The organism is Vibrio sp. EA2, from assembly GCF_033042495.1.
Taxonomy (GTDB): Bacteria; Pseudomonadota; Gammaproteobacteria; order Enterobacterales; family Vibrionaceae; genus Vibrio.
This window is the reverse complement of the sequence record NZ_JAWLID010000002.1, coordinates 648,204-668,393: the sequence shown is the minus strand read 5'-3', so window position 1 is coordinate 668,393 and position 20,190 is coordinate 648,204. Positions and strand designations below refer to the sequence as shown.

At 44.7% G+C, this 20,190-nt stretch carries 11 protein-coding genes; 7 read left to right on the top strand and 4 right to left on the bottom strand.

Annotated elements, in window-relative coordinates; translation table 11 throughout:
- Nucleotides 1-302: 302 nt before the first annotated feature.
- From rsmF to RXX31_RS07345, 4 genes are all read right to left on the bottom strand, one after another.
- Entirely contained in the window at nucleotides 303-1,739 is a 1,437-nt protein-coding gene (gene rsmF / locus RXX31_RS07360; protein WP_317588421.1) for a 16S rRNA (cytosine(1407)-C(5))-methyltransferase RsmF, read from the bottom strand.
- 122 nt (nucleotides 1,740-1,861) lie between these two features.
- Nucleotides 1,862-4,510, bottom strand: coding sequence for an MlaD family protein (locus RXX31_RS07355; RefSeq protein WP_317588420.1), 2,649 nt, complete (start codon nucleotides 4,508-4,510; stop codon nucleotides 1,862-1,864).
- Nucleotides 4,503-5,750, bottom strand: a complete 1,248-nt coding sequence (locus tag RXX31_RS07350; protein ID WP_317588419.1) for a paraquat-inducible protein A — start codon at nucleotides 5,748-5,750, stop codon at nucleotides 4,503-4,505. Before RXX31_RS07350 ends, RXX31_RS07355 begins: the two co-directional genes overlap by 8 nt.
- A gap of 27 nt (nucleotides 5,751-5,777) precedes the next feature.
- Nucleotides 5,778-7,574 (bottom strand): ABC transporter ATP-binding protein, encoded by a 1,797-nt coding sequence (locus RXX31_RS07345; protein WP_317588418.1) that lies wholly within the window; start codon nucleotides 7,572-7,574, stop codon nucleotides 5,778-5,780.
- A 92-nt stretch (nucleotides 7,575-7,666) separates the two neighbouring features.
- On the opposite strand from RXX31_RS07345, the gene RXX31_RS07340 reads away from it, so the two are divergent.
- From RXX31_RS07340 to RXX31_RS07310, 7 genes are all read left to right on the top strand, one after another.
- The gene (locus tag RXX31_RS07340) at nucleotides 7,667-8,140 is read left to right on the top strand and encodes a GAF domain-containing protein (protein WP_317588416.1); all 474 of its coding nucleotides are present in this window, start codon (nucleotides 7,667-7,669) and stop codon (nucleotides 8,138-8,140) included.
- A gap of 98 nt (nucleotides 8,141-8,238) precedes the next feature.
- Nucleotides 8,239-8,865 carry an RNA chaperone ProQ gene (proQ, locus tag RXX31_RS07335; protein ID WP_014231893.1) on the top strand — a complete coding sequence of 209 codons (627 nt, stop codon included), beginning with the start codon at nucleotides 8,239-8,241 and terminating at the stop codon, nucleotides 8,863-8,865.
- A gap of 17 nt (nucleotides 8,866-8,882) precedes the next feature.
- Nucleotides 8,883-10,889, top strand: coding sequence for a carboxy terminal-processing peptidase (prc, locus tag RXX31_RS07330; protein ID WP_317588415.1), 2,007 nt, complete (start codon nucleotides 8,883-8,885; stop codon nucleotides 10,887-10,889).
- Nucleotides 10,890-11,084: 195 nt separating this feature from the next.
- Nucleotides 11,085-11,750 carry a hypothetical protein gene (locus RXX31_RS07325; RefSeq protein ID WP_317588414.1) on the top strand — a complete coding sequence of 222 codons (666 nt, stop codon included), beginning with the start codon at nucleotides 11,085-11,087 and terminating at the stop codon, nucleotides 11,748-11,750.
- Between the two features lie 229 nt (nucleotides 11,751-11,979).
- The gene (gene pepN, locus RXX31_RS07320; protein ID WP_317588413.1) at nucleotides 11,980-14,586 is read left to right on the top strand and encodes an aminopeptidase N; all 2,607 of its coding nucleotides are present in this window, start codon (nucleotides 11,980-11,982) and stop codon (nucleotides 14,584-14,586) included.
- Between the two features lie 278 nt (nucleotides 14,587-14,864).
- A complete protein-coding gene (locus tag RXX31_RS07315; RefSeq protein ID WP_317588412.1) occupies nucleotides 14,865-15,083 on the top strand; it encodes a DUF2835 domain-containing protein in 219 nt (72 codons plus the stop codon).
- A 201-nt stretch (nucleotides 15,084-15,284) separates the two neighbouring features.
- Nucleotides 15,285-20,126, top strand: a complete 4,842-nt coding sequence (locus tag RXX31_RS07310) for an NAD-glutamate dehydrogenase (protein WP_317588411.1) — start codon at nucleotides 15,285-15,287, stop codon at nucleotides 20,124-20,126.
- Nucleotides 20,127-20,190 lie beyond the last annotated feature (64 nt).

Genomic DNA, 20,190 nt, shown 5'->3' with positions numbered 1-20,190 from the left:
AATAGCAGAGCGAAATAACGGATAAAAAAAACGGCCCAAATGCTTCCATTTTTTTGGGCCTAGGGGAAATGGCTCCGAGGAGCCTACGCTAAAACCTTATTATTCGCTTATTTTTGAGCGTTTATTGCTGAAGTTATATGGAAGATGCAGTAATAATGCTCTGAGTTGATATATTTAGTTTAGTACAGGCCACTCGGAACGCTAGACCGCTAGGCTTCTTTCATACTTATAATAAAAAAAGCCATCGAGTTTACGATGGCTTTTCTTTTATTTATCGTTAAGTTATAGCGATGGCAAAAATATTAAAATAAGTTCTTGTCTCGTACTAATTCTCTCGGAAGACCATTTTTAATTCGGTTACTGACCCACTTTCCTAAACCGATGATGGTGCCCTGATACTTAACAAACACTTCGCCTTTACCTGTTTTTAAGCCTGCGGGAATATTTTGCGGACGGACGTCACGCCCCATATACCACTCACGGGCTTCATCTATGGTAAGCTCAATAGCATTAGTTTCTTTACCTGTCGCCAAAGTGGTTGCGACCTGATGTTGCCAGCGGTATCCATTTTTGTGTGCTTCAGCTATTTTTATTCCCATACGAGAGAAGCGCAGCTCACCAATCATAGGCTCGAGCGCATCAGGGAATAACCAAACGTCTTTATCGCGCAGCCAAACCGTACTGTCATTCGGAAGAACAATGCCCAGAGCTTTCTGAAGCTGATGAGCAATCTCAGCTGATTCCTTTTTTGAAGCTTTAGCAAACGGGAATCTACCCATGCGCTTTTTCACCTCGGGTGCTTCGACGGAAGAGTGTTTGCGAATACGTGCAACAAAGAACCCTTCACAGTCATAAACCTGAGGGAAAATATGTAAAAAACCCTCTTCGGTCAGCGCCGCTTTGGCATCTTCAAATAAGTTTTCTAGGCTCTCAAACTCTACCGCATCACCAAAGGTGTTTTTTAGATGATGACAGACTTGCTGGTTTTCTTCCGTACTTAGCGTGCAGGTTGAATAAACCAGAACACCGCCAGGTTTCAATGCGTGAAAGGCACTTTCAATCAAATCCTTTTGTGTATCCGCAATCTCTAAAACCGAATCTTGTGTCCAGTTTTTCATCGCATCTTCGTCTTTGCGTAAGGTGCCTTCTCCGGAACAAGGTGCATCCAGCAGAACGGCATCGAACTGTTCTGGCAACCAACCACCGAACACCCGACCATCAAAGTTACTGAGCGCGGCGTTACGCACTCCGCAACGCTCAATATTGGCATGCAGCACTTTCACACGGCTCGCGGCGTATTCATTGGCAACAAGTACACCTTCATTGTTCATTAGAGCTGCGATTTGTGTGGTTTTTGAACCCGGAGCGGCTGCGGTATCAAGGACCGCATGGTATGCCTCATCGTTCATGAATAGGGCAGACACAGGCATCATCGAGCTTGCTTCCTGAATGTAGAATAATCCAGACATATGCTCTGCAGTGTTTCCTAGCGGTACGACAGACTCATCTGCATCAATCCAGAAGCCAGTCTCACACCATGGAACCGGTGAAAGCGTCCAGCCTTTCTCTTCTGCTTTTTGGACAAAGGATTCGACGCTGATCTTTAGTGTATTGACGCGAATGCTTTTACGTAATGGCCTTTGACAGGCAGAAACAAAGTCTTCCATGTTAAGGCCGTCAGGCAGGATGGTTTGGATTTTTTCCAGAAACGCGTCTGGGATGATGACATTAGGATGCAATGTGACGTCTCGTTTGCAGAATTTGCCGCAAATAATATACGAAACCGGCGCAGAAACGAATAGCCACCGGGCTCGGAGAATAAAAAAGAGCAGCGATTACTGCTCTTTTGTATATCCTGCCACTATGGTTTAGGAATCGCTGTTCGCCACTGCAACCAGTTCTCTTCCGCTTGAGGGTAGAGGAAGAAGGTCTGGCCATTTTTTGCAGCCGGTGGAATTTGTGATTGTTCCGGTGTTGAAAAGGCGATTCCTCCACGCACAATGCTATCAATGGTGCCTGCTTTGATGTTTGCACCAGTAAGACCTATCGATACATCGACGCCAGATACATTCCAAAACACACTGTTCTGTCGCACAAGGTAGGCGTATTCCGGTTTGAGTTTAATTGTCGTAACAATACGATCGGCGAATTCACCTAAGCGAACATCGGTTACCTGACCCACCTCCATTTGACGGTAAAGAATAGGTGTTCCTGCTTGTACCGAACCGCGTTGTTCACTTTGTAGGGTGAACATCACGCCATCGACTTGATCAAATTGTTTCTCTAACTCGAAACTAAAGGCTCCGTTGCCTTTGCCGGGATTGACACTGATGGACTTGGAAACCAAGGCTCCGAGGTTTTTCACCCCGCCAAGACCGATCTCTGGCTCGGTTAACCAAAAACGAGAACCTTCCACGGCAATATCAGCCACGTACTCGGGTAATATACGCGCCGTCACTTCGACTAAATTACGTCGGAAGTTTGGTACAACAAGTGTCACTTCACCCACCGTCACGCCTTGATAGGTGATAGGCATGCCTTTCACGACTTCTTGAGTACCGTCCGTTGTCAGAGATATAACACGGCCAAATTTGCGTGCTGTTTTTTGGTCCTCATAAAGCTTCCAGCGGTCACCGATTTTGTTTTCAACGCCGGGAACCGAATCAAAGGCAATACCGCCTTGTATGATGGATTTGAGTGGGTGAGCTTTTACGCTAACGCCTGCGAGAGATGCATCGATTTCTATACCTGAACGGTTCCAGAATACCGTCTGCGACGTTAAAAGATGTGCAAAACGATTTTCAATACTCACCTGAATCACCACGCCACCATCAACCAAATGGAAATCGGCCACGTTACCTACCGGAAGGTTGCGGTAGAGTAGAGGACTGCCTTTCGAAATCGAAGGCAACTCAGGAGCGAACAAGGTCAATATTTTTGAGCCGCGGCGGTTGTATTGCGCCAGTTCTGCTAATGATTCGCTTTGGAACAGTTGATACTCTTTCTGAATGCTGCTTTCGCCTTCACTGACAAAGCTGATTGATCCAGTAAGCAACTGTTTTGCCGGCGGAACGGTGACACTGAGCCCTGATTCTGTTAGTTCCGCCGAAGCACTGCCGGTCACATAGAATCGGTTATTCGACTTAATTAAGTGTTTATATTCGTGATCAATCAAGACATCCATATACACTTCATGCTGTGCTTGCTGGCCTTCCTCGGCTAATCCCACTTTAATGATTGAACCAACGACAATTCCTTTGTAGAGCACATTCGCGCCGCTGTCTAAGCCAAATGAATTATCAGAACTGAGCCGGATAGCGATAGACTTTTCCTGCTGCTGATTAAATTCATTTTTACGAATAGCGGTGAACTTACGAGATCGTTCGCCTTCACCCGGAACAATGGTCAGGTAGTTACCACGTACCAGGTTCGCGATGTTTTCGACACCGGAAAGTGAAACCTTGGCTTCTTCCAGCACAAAGCGAGTCCCTGTGGTCAGTATGTCACTGAATGCTGGCTGTATCGCTGCAGAAGCAAGAATCACTTCTCGGCCGTCAGAAAGGCTTAAATCGGTGACCTGACCAATTTCCAGGCCGCGATACATGATGGGTGCACCTTCGGCGCTGATGTTATTGTCATCGGGCAAGACTATTTTGACTGCGATGCCTCGGCCCGCTGTCTTCAAATCTTTGTATAAACGGAACTGGGTATTCTCAACAACGGGTTCACCATCGTCAGGCGAGTCTACCGCGATTGCACCTCCGATTAAGGCACTCATGCTTTCTAAACGAACGTCGACACCGCCAAATCCAATGTTTGCTCCGATGCCACTCACGTTCCAGAAACGGCTACGGTCATTAATGATGTGGCGATATTGATCCTGTATGTTGGCGCGAATGGTAACGGATTTGGCATCCTCATCTAATTGATAGCTGTATACGGCGCCAATAGGGATTTTCTTATAAACGATTTGAGAACCGATCGATACGCCACCTAAGTCGCGACTTGTCAATTTGATATTTAAACCTTGAGTTACGCGTAAGTCTGTCGGGACAGAATCAAGGGCATGAAAAACGGTTTCTAACTCGTCACCTTCGCCCGGTTGAATAGAAATATAGTTACCAGAAACGAGGGCATCCAAACCAGAAATACCACTGAGGCTTGCTGTTGGTTTGACGAGCCAAAAGCGTGTGTTCTCATTGAGTAATTTTGTGGCTTCGGGGTAGATATCCGCATCAACATAAATACTGCCAAGATCTTCGGTCAGATTAATATCGCGAACCATACCCACTTCCAAACCTTGGTATCGAATGGTGGTTCTACCTGCGACTAAGCCCGCTGCATCGGAGAAGTAAATTTGAACGCGCTGACCAGCATCGTGGATTGATTTCACCACCAGCCAACCGGCTAAAACCATCGTCAAAATCGGGAGTAGCCAAAGGGGAGAGATACCTTTACTCCTCTTAACCTCCGGCACGTATGACGTTTGAGAACTGTTCTGATCACTCATTAACTGACTCTTTTTCTGATTGTTTTTGGGGCTGGTCCCAGATTAGTCTTGGGTCGATACTGTCTGCAGCTAGCATAGTAAACACCACGACTAACCCAAAGGCGACTGCACCAAGCCCTGGTGTAAAATCGAGTATCTGGCCTCGGTCGATCAAGGTCATCATGATAGAAATAACGAACAAATCCATGACGGACCATTTACCAATCCATTTGACTGCAAAATAAATCATCATCCGTTGGCGTTTAAATACCGAACGTTTGAATTTGATGCATAGCATGATGTAGGCGAGGCTAAGAATTTTGACCACAGGTACGACGATACTGGCAATAAAGATAATTGCAGCAATGCCGTACATGCCACTGTTAATTAAAGATGCAACGCCGGAAAAAATGGTGTCTTCAAGGCGCTGGCCATTGGTAATTAAAATTGAAATAGGGATTAAGTTTGCCGGGAAGATCGCCACGGTTGCCGCAATTAGATACGCCCATGTTTTTTGAATCGTGTGAGGTTTTCGATGGTAAAGCTCGTGGTGACAGCGGCGGCATCGGTCATTCTCTGGTTGCGACAAGTGGCACTCATGACAATGTACATCTTTGTGTTCAAACGGATACGTGCCTTCTGGTTGCCAAACCTCCCAGTAGCGACGAACACTAATTCGTGAAACAAGCAGGACGGTAAATATTTGCAACAAAGCAAGGCCAATTAAGCCGGGACCAACAAAAATATCTGAATAGTCCTGCAGTTTGAAGCAAGCGATAGCAATACTGACCAGAAACACATCCAGCATCACCCAGTGTTTTAAATGCTGAATAAGCCAAAGCGAAATACGCAGCCCATTAAACCAACGTGCTTGGATTGAAATATGTGCCGTAACGACAGACACACAGACAATAAGCGGCGCTAAAGAGCTACAAAACATGATCAAAAGAGAGAGAAGTACGAAGCCTTCTTCCATCAGTGCAATCATTCCAGACGGTAATGTTGCAGGGATCATGACACCAAACAGCCTGATACTGATGAAATTAAAAAAGTGGGAAGGGATAAATAAAAGAATACAGGTCACGGCGATGGCTAAGTTACCCGACAGACTATGCTGACCGCCACGGTATAATTGTGTGCCACAACGAGGGCAGTACGCATGTCTGCCCTGAGGTAACTCGACGACATCAACCGGAAGTTCACAACCCTGGCACAAACGGACTCGGTTGGGTTTCATGACGTGCTTAGCTAGAGAGGGCATTACAATGACCTCTCTAAACATAATGCTTTAAGCGTGGGACTGAATGCCACCATATAAGGTTTGATATAAGCCTTCCTGCTCAACTAACTCTCCATGGGTCCCGGTTTGTGTGACTTTTCCATCTTCAAGCACATAGATTAAATCGGCTTGTTTAACAGCAGACAGTCGGTGTGCAACAATTAACGTTGTCCGGCTACGCAAGAATTCCGTTAACGCCTTGTGGAGAGCAGCTTCTGTCGCTGTATCTAATGCAGACGTTGCCTCATCCAAAATAACAAATTGAGGGTTACTCAATACCATTCTGGCTATCGCGAGGCGCTGACGTTGCCCGCCAGACAAACGGATACCATTGCGGCCAATTTGTGTATCTAACCCGTGGTTTAACTGAGAAATGACATCTTGGAGCTGAGCGACATCTAACGCACGCCACAACGACATCTCATCAAAGTTACCACCGAGAGTCAGATTATGCCTTAAGGTATCGTTAAATAATATAGGTTGCTGTAATACCACGGCTATTTTATCGCGTATTACTTCAAAGCCTATGTCCTCAGTAAGTTCATCGTTGTAACGAATGTGCCCCGAATTTTGATGATAAACGCCGATCAATAGTTGAATCAATGTCGACTTACCGCCACCACTGGCACCAACTAAGGCGACTTTCTTACCCGCGGGAATATGCAAAGAGAGATTATCCAGCACATTGTGCTCACTGTTGTAAGAGAAATTAACGTTCTCTACTTTGACATCCACCTCACGATCATCAGTGAAAGGGTTAACTTTCGAAGGCGGTCTGTTTTCTTCTTCCAGCATTAGCAGATCGTTAATACGCTTTAATGCTGCTTTGGCACTGTACCAAGAGAATTGGATGCCAAGTAGCTCCTGAACAGGAGACAACATAAACCACAAGTAGCCAAAAACCGCAAAAATTTGGCCAATGGTCAGATCGCTAAACAGCACCATAAGCATGGCTACTGCGCGAAATAACTCAAAACCAATTAAAAATAGTAAGAAAGATACGCGACCTGCCGCTTCAGACTGCCAGGCATACTTATCTGCGTCGACGCGGACTTGATCGGCATTGTTTTTCAGCTGTTGGAGGAATTCTCGTTCTTTATTGGCGGCTCGTAGCTGATAAATACCATCTAACGTTTCGACCAGACGCGTTTGGAATAACTCAAAAGAGTGGTTCTCTTTGCGCTTGAGGTGCTTGACCATGCTGCCAAGTTTTCGAGAAAAATAGATAACGACTGGATTGACCAGCAAGATAAACAAGCCCAATCGCCAGTCAAGCCAAAGAAGAACGATTGCAGTTCCTATCACGGTCAGTAAACTAACGACAAATTTCGCCAGTGTTGAGCCGATGAATTGATCAATCGTTTCAATGTCAGTGATTAGGTGAGCATTGATACCGCCACTGCCTTTTGTCTCGTATTGACGAATACTGATTCGGCCTAGCTTGTCGATCATCTTGCTGCGCATTTCGAAGGTGATGGTCTTCGATACCAGCGTAAATTGACGACTCTGAACGATATTAAGTGCTTGGCTGGCTGCTCGCATGAGCACGACCAAAAAAAGCGTAAAGAAAATATAGCCAGTAGGTGCGTGCCACGCTTCTGGAAGAATAGTATTCATTGCAGCGATGCCGTTGGCGGGTTGGTCCAATAGAACTTCATCCACCATTAACGGCATAAGAAGAGGGATTGGAACACTAATCAAGGTCGCCAAAACAGCAATCAAGTTCGCTATGATCAGCTTGGACTTGTGCTTTTTTACTTGTGTTATCAACCAAGAACGGCTAATAGTGTCATCTTTCTGAATCATTGTAATTGAGAATAAGTCCTATTATAAAGTAGGTCAGCATTTTAGCGTTATCCCATAAGAATGGAAGCGTTATCAGTAAGTAGGAAGTTAATATGAACATAGAACAGTATCAAAGACTAACCAAGCAAGCTGCTGCACTCATTGAGTCAGAGCCAGACTTTATTGCCAACTTGGCAAACCTGAGCTCACTTCTGTTCATGGAACTAGAAGATCTCAACTGGGCAGGCTTTTACCTAACTCAAGGTGACGAACTGGTTTTAGGTCCGTTCCAAGGTAAGCCAGCTTGTGTTCGCATCCCAATGGGGCGAGGTGTCTGTGGTACCGCTGCAAAAACTAACACTACACAAAGAGTATACGACGTGCACGCGTTTGAAGGCCATATTGCTTGTGACGCGGCAAGTAATTCAGAAATTGTGATTCCATTTACTATTAATGGAAAAGTCGCGGGCGTGTTAGATATTGATAGCCCGAGTATTGGTCGATTCAATGAAACAGATGAAGCAGGGCTTACTCATTTTATGTCTGAAGTAGAAAAGCTGCTTAATTCACACGCGAACAACGCATAAATTCGTCCACGAGTGTGGTTTTTCGTTGTCATGTCACTATAATACGAGAATATTTTTTCTTAATGCTCTGCGGAAATCCGCTCAAACCAGGAACCCTCATGACTGAAAAGTTAAAAAACAGCAAAGAAGTTATCGCATATATTGCTGAATGTTTCCCTAAGTGCTTTACTTTAGAAGGTGAAGCAAAGCCTCTGAAAATTGGTATTTTTCAAGATCTTGCGGAACGTCTAAATGAAGACGAAAAAGTAAGCAAAACTCAGCTTCGTGCAGCGTTAAGACAGTACACTTCATCATGGCGTTACCTCCATGGTGTAAAACCAGGTGCGGTACGTGTCGATCTGGATGGCAACCCATGTGGTGAGCTAGAAGAAGAGCACGTAGAACACGCTAAAGCTACGCTTGCAGAAAGCAAAGCGAAAGTTCAAGCTCGTCGTAAAGAACAAGCACAGAAAGCTCGTGAAGAGGGTAAGGCGAAAGCAAAACCAGCGGCTAAGAAGCCTCAACAGCCTCGTCGTACTAATAAACCAAAAGCACAAAAACCAACTCAGCCTGTAGAAACACGCGCGCTAAATGCTGACGAAATCACAGTAGGCAACGCAGTTAACGTGAACATGGGTAAAGGAAACATGGCAGCGACCATTGTTGAAATCAATAAGGATGATGTACGTGTTCAACTTGCTAACGGCCTACAAATGGTTGTGAAAGCGGAGCACTTGCGCGCATAAGGGAGATACTCCTACGCATGAATTGCCGTTCAAAAGTGACCTTGATCGCTGCTAGCTTTTTGCTAGCAGCATCAACTCAGGCTCTAGAAGCCAAACTAAATAAAGATGACTTGCCGGTGCTTACTCCTGAAGTTCAGCACGAAACGGCCAGCAAACGAGTCACCTCTCGATTCACCCGCTCTCATTACAAGCATTTCAGTCTCGATGACGATTTCTCCAAAGCGATATTTGAACGCTATGTAGAAATGCTTGATTATAATCGAAATATTTTCACTCAAGCCGATATTGATTCTTTCAAAGATTGGTCTGTAGAACTGGATGATCAGCTCAAAGCTGGCAACAACCAGATCGCATTCGATATTTATAATCTGTCCATGCAAAAACGTTTCGAACGTTTTGCCTATGCTCTGACGTTGCTCGACAACGAAATCAAATTTGATAACGACGACGAGATCGAACTCGATCGTTCAGAGGCGGCATGGCCAAAAAATGAGTCGGAAGTGAATGAGTTGTGGCGAAAACGTGTTAAATATGACGCGCTAAACCTGAAACTGACTGGCAAAGAGTGGCCAGAAATCAAAGAAGTTTTAGAGAAGCGTTATAACAATGCGATGAAGCGAATCACTCAAACCAATAACGAAGACGCATTCCAGCTCTATATGAATGCCTTCGCTAGACAAGTTGATCCGCATACCAGTTACCTTTCTCCTCGCAACGCAGAACAGTTCCAATCAGAAATGAACCTTTCTCTGGAAGGTATCGGTGCGGTTCTACAAATGACGGATGACTACACCGTTATTCGTTCTCTTGTTGTGGGTGGGCCGGCTTCAAAAAGTAAGCAGCTTGACGAAGGTGACCGAATCATTGGTGTCGGTCAGGATGGCGAAGAAATTGTCGACATTATTGGTTGGCGTTTAGACGATGTGGTTCAGTTAATCAAAGGTCCGAAAGGAACAAAGGTTAACCTTCAGATCTTGCCAGAAGGTGCTGGAGCAAAAAGTCACATTGTCACAATTGTTCGTGACAAAGTTCGTTTGGAAGACCGAGCGGTTAAGTCAGAAGTCATCGAAAAGGACGGCAAGAAAATCGGCGTGTTGGAAGTGCCGAGCTTTTATGTCGGACTGTCAAAAGATACTGACAAACTATTGGCAGAGTTTAAGACTAAGAATGTTGACGGTGTGATTGTCGACTTACGTAACAACGGTGGCGGTGCTTTAACCGAAGCAACGGCACTGACCGGTCTGTTTATCAAAGAAGGCCCGGTAGTCCAGGTTCGTGACAGTTACGGTCGGATCAAAGTGAATGCGGATACCGATGGACAAATCAGTTACGACGGTCCGTTAACGGTTTTAATCAATCGTTATAGTGCATCGGCTTCCGAGATCTTTGCCGCAGCAATGCAAGATTATAATCGTGCGATCATTCTTGGTGAGAACTCCTTTGGTAAGGGCACCGTTCAGCAGCACCGTTCGTTGAACCATATCTACGATCTATTTGATAAAGAGCTCGGGTATGTTCAATACACAATTCAAAAGTTCTACCGCATTGATGGTGGTAGTACCCAGAATCGTGGGGTAGCGCCGGATATTGCTTATCCATCGCCAATTGAAGCGTCCGAAACCGGTGAAAGCGTCGAAGAAAACGCATTACCATGGGATAGCATCGATAAGGCAAATTACACCATGTATCCAAGTGAGGATTCATTGGTAGAGAGCTTAACCAAGTTGCACAATAAGCGTATCGCGGATGAACTGGAGTTCCGATTCATCAAAGAAGACATACAGAAGTATCGTCAAGAGAAAGACAACAACTTCTTGTCGCTTAATGAAAAAGTGCGTAAAAATGAGCAAGACTCAGAAGATAAGCTTCGTCTGGAGCGCATTAATGAACGCCAGGCATCGCTAGGCAAAAAAGCATTTAAGTCGTTAGACGATGTGCCTAAAGACTATGAAGCCCCAGATGTTTATCTCGATGAATCTGTCTCAATTATGATTGATATGCTAAAAGCAAGCAATCAGTCATAACGACTAAAAATTCACTACTACATGAGCGAGTCCTTATGACTCGCTCTTTTTTTGTGTCTTTTTATCTCTGCTTCTCAGTAATATTGAGATAAATATGCGCTTTTTTTGTACCAATAAATTACGTGATGAAGCTCAAATATTTCGCTAAACAGATGACTAAAGCCTAAGCTAAAAGAAAACGATAAGGATGCCGGTATGAAATGGTTCTTTATTTTACTTAGTTTTTTTTGCTTTAGTGCGTACAGTGCGGATAACGCTCGTGAAGAAGAATTAAGTCACTTTGACACCCCGTTCTTAATCGGGGATTGGTACTTGCTGAATCAGAACCCAGGAGAGTCGGCAGAAAATTTTCGTGCCATCAAATTATCTTTGGGCTCCGACTATATGTTTTCCATCGATATACAGAAAAAGGACTATTCCGTTGACCACTGGGAAGGGATGTACAATGTCAACGAAGACACGATTGTTCTTGGCCTGAATACTGATGAGCCCCAAATCTATGCTTACCGGAATAACCATAACACGCTTGATCTCAATGGCGTCACCTTCACGAAAGGCCTCTCAAACGCGCTTGCTGGAATTTGGTCTAGCTCTCACGTTTCCGGAGATGGTCTGGCTGCGAGTAATATCAACCACATGGACTTAATACTTCAGCCTGACTTCGTATTTTTGTTCCGTGTTTCCAATGAAGCTGGGAAAGAGTCAGTAAAACAGGGTGTATTTTATACTGAGGATGAGTATCTCGTTCTTTTGTACGAAAATGGTGAGCATGGAACCACGTATAAACTCAACAAAAACGAATTGACGATAGAAGACTCAAATGGTGATATGTACGCAGTTTTAAATAGGGTGACACAATAATAAATATCAATAAATGTTAACCGTGAAGTAACCCTAATGAATGTAAGTTATGTTGTATAAATGTTAACCCAAAAGTAGAGCTAGTACACTATTAGCTCTACTTTTTGGGATAAAGGCTTGTATTTTGATACCACAAGCACTACTAATAGCTTATATAGTGATACCACTTCGTCTTTTTAGTCCTTAAAGAAGTGGTTTTTTATTTTTCGACAGACAAGGATTTATGGACATGTCCCAAGCTCCCCAAGCTAAATATCGTAAAGATTATCAAGCGCCATCTCATACCATTACCGATATTGATCTCACGTTTGATCTATTTGATAACGACACTACCGTTACCGCGGTATCAAAAGTTGTTCAACAAGGTGAACTCACAACACTGGAGTTAGATGGTGAGGGGCTGGAACTTCGCTCTGTTAAAGTGAATGGCGAAGACTGGGCTCACCATGAAGTGAAAGAGGCCTCTCTGGTTCTTTCTGATTTACCGGCTGAATTTGAACTTGAGATCATTACCAAAATTGATCCAGAAGCGAATACGGCACTTGAAGGTTTATACAAATCTGGTGGTGCTTTCTGTACTCAATGTGAAGCTGAAGGTTTCCGCCGTATCACTTACTACCTGGATCGCCCAGACGTATTGGCAAAATACACAACAAAAGTCATTGCAGACAAAGGTACTTACCCTTACTTGCTGAGTAACGGTAACCGTATTGCACAAGGTGAAGCTGAAAATGGCCGTCACTGGGTACAATGGCAAGACCCGCATCCAAAACCTGCTTACTTGTTTGCACTGGTTGCTGGTGATTTTGATGTACTACGCGACAAGTACACCACCATGTCTGGCCGTGACGTAGAGTTAGAGATCTTCGTTGATAAAGGCAACCTTGACCGTGCGCCGCATGCAATGACGTCATTGATCAATTCAATGAAGTGGGATGAAGAGCGTTTTGGTCTTGAGTACGATCTTGATATTTATATGATCGTTGCCGTTGATTTCTTCAACATGGGGGCAATGGAAAACAAAGGCTTGAATATCTTCAACTCTAAGTACGTTCTAGCCAACGACCAGACAGCAACTGACCGTGATTACCTGGGTATTGAAGCCGTTATTGGTCATGAGTACTTCCATAACTGGACTGGTAACCGCGTGACTTGTCGCGATTGGTTCCAGTTAAGTCTCAAAGAAGGCTTGACTGTTTTCCGTGATCAAGAATTTTCGTCGGATCTTGGCTCGCGCGCCGTTAACCGCATCGATAACGTTCGTATTATTCGTGGCCCTCAGTTTGCTGAAGATTCAAGCCCAATGTCACACCCAATTCGTCCAGATAAAGTTATCGAGATGAATAACTTCTACACACTGACTGTGTATGAGAAAGGCAGTGAAGTGATCCGTATGTACCACACATTGCTGGGTGAAGAAGGGTTCCAAAAAGGCATGAAGCTCTACTTTGAGCGTCATGATGGCACGGCGGCAACATGTGAAGACTTTGTGTCTGCGATGGAAGATGCAACGGGTGTCGACCTGAAACAATTCCGCCTATGGTACAGCCAGTCGGGCACACCAACATTGCGTGTTAACAGTCAGTACAACGCAGAAGCAAAAACTTACGCATTAACGGTTGAGCAGTTTACTGAGGCAACACCGGATCAAGCTGAAAAACAGGCACTGCACATTCCATTTGATATCGAACTGTACGATGACAAAGGTCAGGTCATCCCATTAACCATCGATGGTGAGACTGTACACAACGTACTGGATATTAAACAAGACAAGCAGACATTCGTATTTGAAAATGTAGATGTTCAACCAGTACCATCGTTGCTACGCGAATTCTCGGCGCCAGTAAAACTGGAATACGATTACAGTGATGATGAGCTTATCTTCCTGATGAAACATGCGACCAACGATTTCGCTCGTTGGGACGCAAGCCAAATGTTACTGGCGAAATACATCCGTCAAAATGTAGTCAACGTTCAAGCGGGAGAGGAAGTGACACTTTCTGAAGAGTTGATCGACGCGTTCCGTGGCGTGCTGCTTGATGCGAACCTTGAGCCTGCCTTCATCGCACACGTGCTGTCTCTACCTTCGATTAATGAAATCACTGGTTGGTACCAGCAGATTGATATCGATGCTGTTGATACCGTATTGAATAGCATTACACTGTCACTTTCTAAAGAATTAGAAGATGAGTTGAGTGCGACTTACCATACGTTGAAGCAAACAGAGTACTCGATTGATCACGATGCTATTGGTAAGCGTGCGCTACGTAATCAGTGCCTGCAGTTCCTGGCGCATACCGAAAAGGGCAATCAACTTGTTCAGGCGCAGTATGAATCTGCAAATAACATGACAGATACCATTGCTGCGATGACCGCCGCGAATAATGCGCAACTTGAATGCCGTGAAGCACTAATGGCGGATTACAGCGATAAGTGGAAACACGATGGTCTGGTTATGGACAAGTGGTTTATACTGCAAGGCAGTAATCCTGCTGAAGATGCACTAGAGAAAGTAAAAGCGACCATGTCTCACGAAGCATTCAGTCTGAAAAACCCGAACCGCATTCGTAGCTTGATTGGCTCATTCTTAGGTGCAAACCCTGTTCACTTCCATAACAAGTCAGGCTCTGGTTACTTGTTTGCGGGTGAGATCCTACGTCAACTGAATGACACCAATCCACAAGTCGCCTCTCGTCTGATTGATCCTTTGCTTAAGTTCCGTAAATACGATGAAGATCGTCAAGCATTGATGCGTGCCGAACTTGAAAAGCTCAAATCGATGGATAATCTTGCCAAAGACTTGTTTGAAAAAGTCACCAAGGCACTAGACGAATAGTCGACAAACGAATAGGGTGGTCTTAACGGCCACCCTTTTTTGTGAATGCTCTTTGTTTAACAGCGAACGGCATGTTTAAGTTTCCCGTCATGCAGAACAGCGACGAAGGAGCATGATTCAGGATCTACTTTTTCAGCACGTTGATGTATGGTTTGTTGTCGCGAATTGAAACTCGCTGATATTAGATTCCTGATGTCGCCGTGGCTCCTCGGAATGACGCGCAGATAAATCTTGTTAAACTATTGGCATTTATCTTTTTTCAATGACGTTTTTGTTGCATGAAGCATTACTATTTCACTCTCAATATTCCATACCAGACATTTGTTTCCCATTACTCTGGCGTTTCAAACGCAATTCAGGTTGTGACACATCACGGTTTAAGACTTCAGTTACCAGCGGCTAAATTTCGACCATTTCTTAGCCAGTTGGGCGTTAGAGGGCAGTTTAGACTAACAACTGACCAAAATAACAAGTTTATTAAGTTGGAAACTCTGTGAGGGAAGGTATTTCTAGATGTTTAAATAGGTATCTTAGTCACAGAATCAGACATTTCACCTCATACCACTGCTAATAGTTGTTAAACATTTGTAATTAACCTTTTACAATAGATTGTATGCATTACCAATGCTTAGTTTCCGGGCGTTTGTCCTGTTGCTAAGTCCCCCTACAAAACAACAATTATTCTGTGGAGTGTGAATATGACCGCGCGTGAAAATGTAGTGCCGGTTCTGCTTGAAAAAGTGTACCAACTGATTCAAGACAAACTCGAGCTTTCTCACCAGACGCTTGTAACTAAACTTGCTCAACACTTATTTAGTAATATTTCCGATGATGACCTGATCCAACGAAACGAATCCGATCTCTATGGTGCTGTTATCAGCCTCTGGCACCATATCAACGATAAAAAACCAGAAGACGTTTCGGTACAAGTCTTCAACCCGACCGTCAGCCGTCAAGGTTGGCAATCAACTCACACAATCGTAGAAATTGTTGTTCCTGATAGTCCGTTCTTAGTGGATTCAATCAAGATGGCATTAGCACGCCTGGACTTGGTTGCTCATCTGATGCTGAACAACCCAACTCAGCTACAGCGCGACAAAAATGGCCATGTCACCGATGTAAATGGTGAAGGTGGCGTGCTGCAGTCTTTGTTCCATATCGAAGTCGATCGTCTGACTAGCAAAGAAGCGATGCAGGCACTGAAAGCAGAGCTATTAGACATTCTTTCGGATACACGCCTTGTGGTAAGCGACTGGAAAAAGATGGTCGACAAGCTGAAAGTCGTTACTGATCAACTTGAACAGAATAAAGAACGCGTAACGATCCAAAAGGATCGTATGGATGAAACTATTGCATTTTTGCGTTGGTTAGGTGAGCACAACTTCACCTTCATGGGTTACAAAGAATATGACCTTGTTGAAAACAATGGTGATACAGAACTAAACCCTGTGAAAGAGAAAGGCTTGGGTCTGTTTGCGGACGACAAGCGAGTTCGCAGCGTGAAACTGTCCGAACTGTCTGATTCAGCAAGATTAGAAGCGAGAAAGCCATACGCGCTGATCATGACAAAAGGCAATAAACCATGTCGTATTCACCGTCCTGCTTACACTGACTATATTGGCATCAAGAAGTTTGATGAAAATGGCAAAGTGATCGGTGAGCACCGCTTCACTGGTCTTTACACGTCGGCGGTATATAACCAAGCAGTTCAAAGCATTCCTCTGATTCGTGAAAAAGTCGATCGTATCCTTACTGCAAGTGGTTACCGTCACGGCTCATACTCATACAAAGCACTGCACAATATTCTAGAAAACTACCCACGTGATGAGTTGCTTCAAGCCAACGAAGAAGAGTTGCTGGAAGTCGGCATGGGCGTAGTGCAAATGCAAGATCGCGATTTGATACGTCTGTTTGTGCGTAAAGACCCGTTTGGCCGCTTCTTTAGCTGCATGGTCTACGTAACAAAAGACCGCTATAACACAGAATTGCGTCGCCAGACTCAACGTATATTCAAACAGTATTTTGGCTGTGAGCAAGAGGTTGAATTCACCACTTACTTCTCAGAGAGTCCTTTGGCTAGAACGCATTACATTGTTCGTGTAGACAATAACAACATTGACGTAGACGTGAAAAAAATCGAGCAAAACCTAATGGAAGTTTCCACCTCTTGGGACGACAGACTGAAAGAGTCCATCATTGCTAACTTCGGTGAGAGCAAAGGTCTTCCTCTTTCAAAAGAATACATGAGTGCATTCCCGCGTTCCTACAAAGAAGACATGATGCCAGGTTCTGCCGTTGCAGATATTGAACGTCTGGAAGCATTAAGCGACGACAACAAACTGGGCATGTTGTTCTACCGTCCTCAAGAAGAAGCGGCAGATTCAAAAGCGGTACGTTTGAAACTTTACCACCGAGACGAGCCGATCCATCTTTCTGACGTCATGCCAATGTTGGAAAACTTGGGTCTACGCGTGATCGGTGAATCTCCATATGAGATCGAGAAAACCAACGGTCAGACATTTTGGATCCTTGATTTCTCAATGCTGCATAAGAGCGAGAAAACGGTAGATCTTCGCGAAGCGCGTGATCGATTCCAACAAGCATTTGCCGCAATTTGGTCAGGTAACTTAGAGAGTGATGGCTTTAACCGATTGGTACTGGGTGCTTCCCTGACTGGTCGTGAAATCTCCATTCTTCGAGCTTACGCGCGTTACATGCGTCAAGTTGGTTTCCCATTCAGTCAACAATACATTGAAGATACGCTAAGCCACTACCCAGACTTAGCAACAGGTCTAGTTAAACTGTTTACTAAGCGTTTCGATCCTAAGCACAAAGGTAGCGAGAAAGGTCAGAATGATCTTATCAAGAAACTCACTGAGCAATTGGATCGTGTAGAAAGCCTGGATGATGATCGTATTATCCGTCGTTACATGGAAATGATCATGGCGACGCTACGCACCAACTACTACCAAACCGACGAAAACAAACTGCCGAAGCCTTGGTTGTCATTGAAGATGAAGCCGAGTGAAATCCCAGAGATTCCACAACCGGTACCGGCATTTGAGATCTTCGTTTACGCACCAGACATCGAAGGTGTTCACTTGCGTGGTGGTAAAGTCGCACGTGGTGGTTTGCGTTGGTCTGATCGCCAAGAAGATTTCCGTACCGAGATTCTTGGCCTGGTTAAAGCACAACAAGTTAAGAATACCGTTATCGTTCCTGTTGGTGCGAAAGGTGGTTTTGTTTGTAAACGTCAACCATCTCTGACCACACGTGATGAGATCTTCGCGGAAGGTCAACGTTGTTATAAACGCTTTATCCGCGCATTACTTGATGTATCAGACAACATCATTGAAGGCGAAGTGGCGCATCCGCAAAATGTTATACGTCACGATGAAGACGACCCATATTTGGTTGTTGCTGCAGATAAAGGGACTGCGACATTCTCAGACTTAGCGAACTCAGTCTCTGAGGAATACAACTTCTGGCTGGGTGATGCATTCGCTTCTGGTGGTTCTAACGGTTACGACCACAAAGCAATGGGCATCACAGCGAAAGGTGGCTGGGAGTCAGTAAAACGTCACTTCCGTGAAATGGGCATTGATTGTCAAGCCACTGACTTTACAGCAATTGGTGTGGGTGACATGGCAGGGGACGTGTTTGGTAACGGTATGCTGCTTTCTAAGCACATTCGTCTACAAGCTGCATTTAACCACATGCACATCTTCATTGATCCAAACCCAGATTCAGCATCAAGCTGGGAAGAGCGTAACCGCTTGTTTAATCTGCCAAGATCAAGCTGGGAAGATTACAACAAAGCGTTGATCTCTGAAGGTGGTGGCATATTCTCTCGCCGTGCGAAATCGATCCAATTAACACCTGAAATTCAGAAAATGTTGGGTACTAAGAAAGCTTCTATGGCACCAAACGATCTGATTAAGATGATCCTGAAAATGAAAGTGGATCTTCTATGGAATGGTGGTATCGGTACGTACGTTAAAGCTTCCAACGAGACGCATACTGACGTTGGCGACCGAGCAAACGACATGCTGCGTATTGATGGTCGTGATCTGAGAGCGAAGGTTGTAGGTGAAGGCGGTAACTTGGGTATGACTCAACAAGGTCGTATCGAATACGCACTTAACGGCGGCCGCGTAAACACAGACTTTGTTGATAACGTTGGTGGTGTTGACTGTTCGGATAACGAAGTCAACATCAAGATCTTCCTGAATGGTTTGGTTTCAAACGGTGATCTGACTGTTAAACAACGTAACCAGATCCTAGAGTCAATGGAAGATGAAGTCGGTGATATTGTTCTCGATGACGCTTACTGCCAATCAGAGTCGATCTCTGTGACTGAACAGCAAGGTGTTGGCATTGTTAAAGAACAGATTCGATTCATCCACACCATGGAAAAAGCGGGATTCCTGGATCGTGCGCTGGAATACATCCCTGATGACGAAACGCTTCTAGAGCGTGAAAAGCAGGGGCTAGGTCTGACACGTCCAGAGCTTTCTGTTCTGGTTGCTTACGGCAAAATGGTATTGAAGCAGCAGCTTGTTACCGACGAAATCGCAAATGACGAGTTCCATGCGAAGCAGCTAGTTGCGTACTTCCCAAGTGAGTTACGCCGTAACTATAAACATCAGATGGTCAACCACCCGCTACGGGCAGAAATTATCGCGACAGCGCTGGCTAACCAAATGGTTAACGAGATGGGCTGTAACTTTGTCACTCGCTTGCAAGAAGAAACAGGCGCAAGTGTTGTTGATATCGCCAATGCGTACAGTGCAGCACGTGAAATCTTTGAATTAGAAGCGATTCTGAAACAGACTCGTGAGCTGGATAACGTAGCTACTGCACAAGCACAATACGAAATCATGTTCTATGTTCGTCGCGCACTACGTCGTATTGCTCGTTGGTTACTGCGTAATCGTAGCGGCAAATACACTGTGGGCGAACTGATCAACCTTTACAAACAAGATGTAAATGTTATCAGTGAAACACTGGATAGCATGCTTGTTGAATCTGAAGTTGAAGAACACAACGAACTTGCACAAGTCTGGATGGAAAAAGGGGTTGAAGAGAAACTTGCTCATCAAGTCGCGCGTCTAACAAGTCTGCAATCTGCTCTGGATATTTCTGCAGTGGCGACAGAAACTGGCAAAACAGTCGAACAAGCGTCTAAACTGTACTTCAACTTAGGCGACCGTCTATCGTTACATTGGTTCTTGAAGCAAATCAATAACCAAGCGGTAGACAACAACTGGCAAGCATTGGCTCGAGCTGCGTTCCGTGAAGACTTAGATTGGCAGCAACGTCAGCTAACGGCTCAGGTTCTTACTTGCAGCTGTGCAACAGAAGAGTTTGATGTGATAGAAGCGCTTGATAACTGGATGAAATCCAATGAGCCTTCACTGCAACGTTGGGAAAGTATTCTAAACGAGTTTAAAGTTGGCTCTGTCCATGAGTTTGCGAAATTCTCGGTTGCACTACGTGAGTTAGTATTGCTTAACTTAAACTGTTCACCAAGCGAGTAGTCGAGCGTTAGCGTTTTAGACAAAGCCCCGTAGTAATACGGGGCTTTTTTGTATTTCTGCGCTG

Coding starts and splice junctions, on each gene's coding strand:
- RXX31_RS07355 (WP_317588420.1), bottom strand. CDS start 4,510: ATGAGTGATCAGAACAGTTCTCAAACGTCATACGTGCCGGAGGTTAAG.
- RXX31_RS07350 (WP_317588419.1), bottom strand. CDS start 5,750: ATGCCCTCTCTAGCTAAGCACGTCATGAAACCCAACCGAGTCCGTTTG.
- RXX31_RS07345 (WP_317588418.1), bottom strand. CDS start 7,574: ATGATTCAGAAAGATGACACTATTAGCCGTTCTTGGTTGATAACACAA.
- RXX31_RS07340 (WP_317588416.1), top strand. CDS start 7,667: ATGAACATAGAACAGTATCAAAGACTAACCAAGCAAGCTGCTGCACTC.
- proQ (WP_014231893.1), top strand. CDS start 8,239: ATGACTGAAAAGTTAAAAAACAGCAAAGAAGTTATCGCATATATTGCT.
- prc (WP_317588415.1), top strand. CDS start 8,883: ATGAATTGCCGTTCAAAAGTGACCTTGATCGCTGCTAGCTTTTTGCTA.
- RXX31_RS07325 (WP_317588414.1), top strand. CDS start 11,085: ATGAAATGGTTCTTTATTTTACTTAGTTTTTTTTGCTTTAGTGCGTAC.
- pepN (WP_317588413.1), top strand. CDS start 11,980: ATGTCCCAAGCTCCCCAAGCTAAATATCGTAAAGATTATCAAGCGCCA.
- RXX31_RS07315 (WP_317588412.1), top strand. CDS start 14,865: ATGAAGCATTACTATTTCACTCTCAATATTCCATACCAGACATTTGTT.
- RXX31_RS07310 (WP_317588411.1), top strand. CDS start 15,285: ATGACCGCGCGTGAAAATGTAGTGCCGGTTCTGCTTGAAAAAGTGTAC.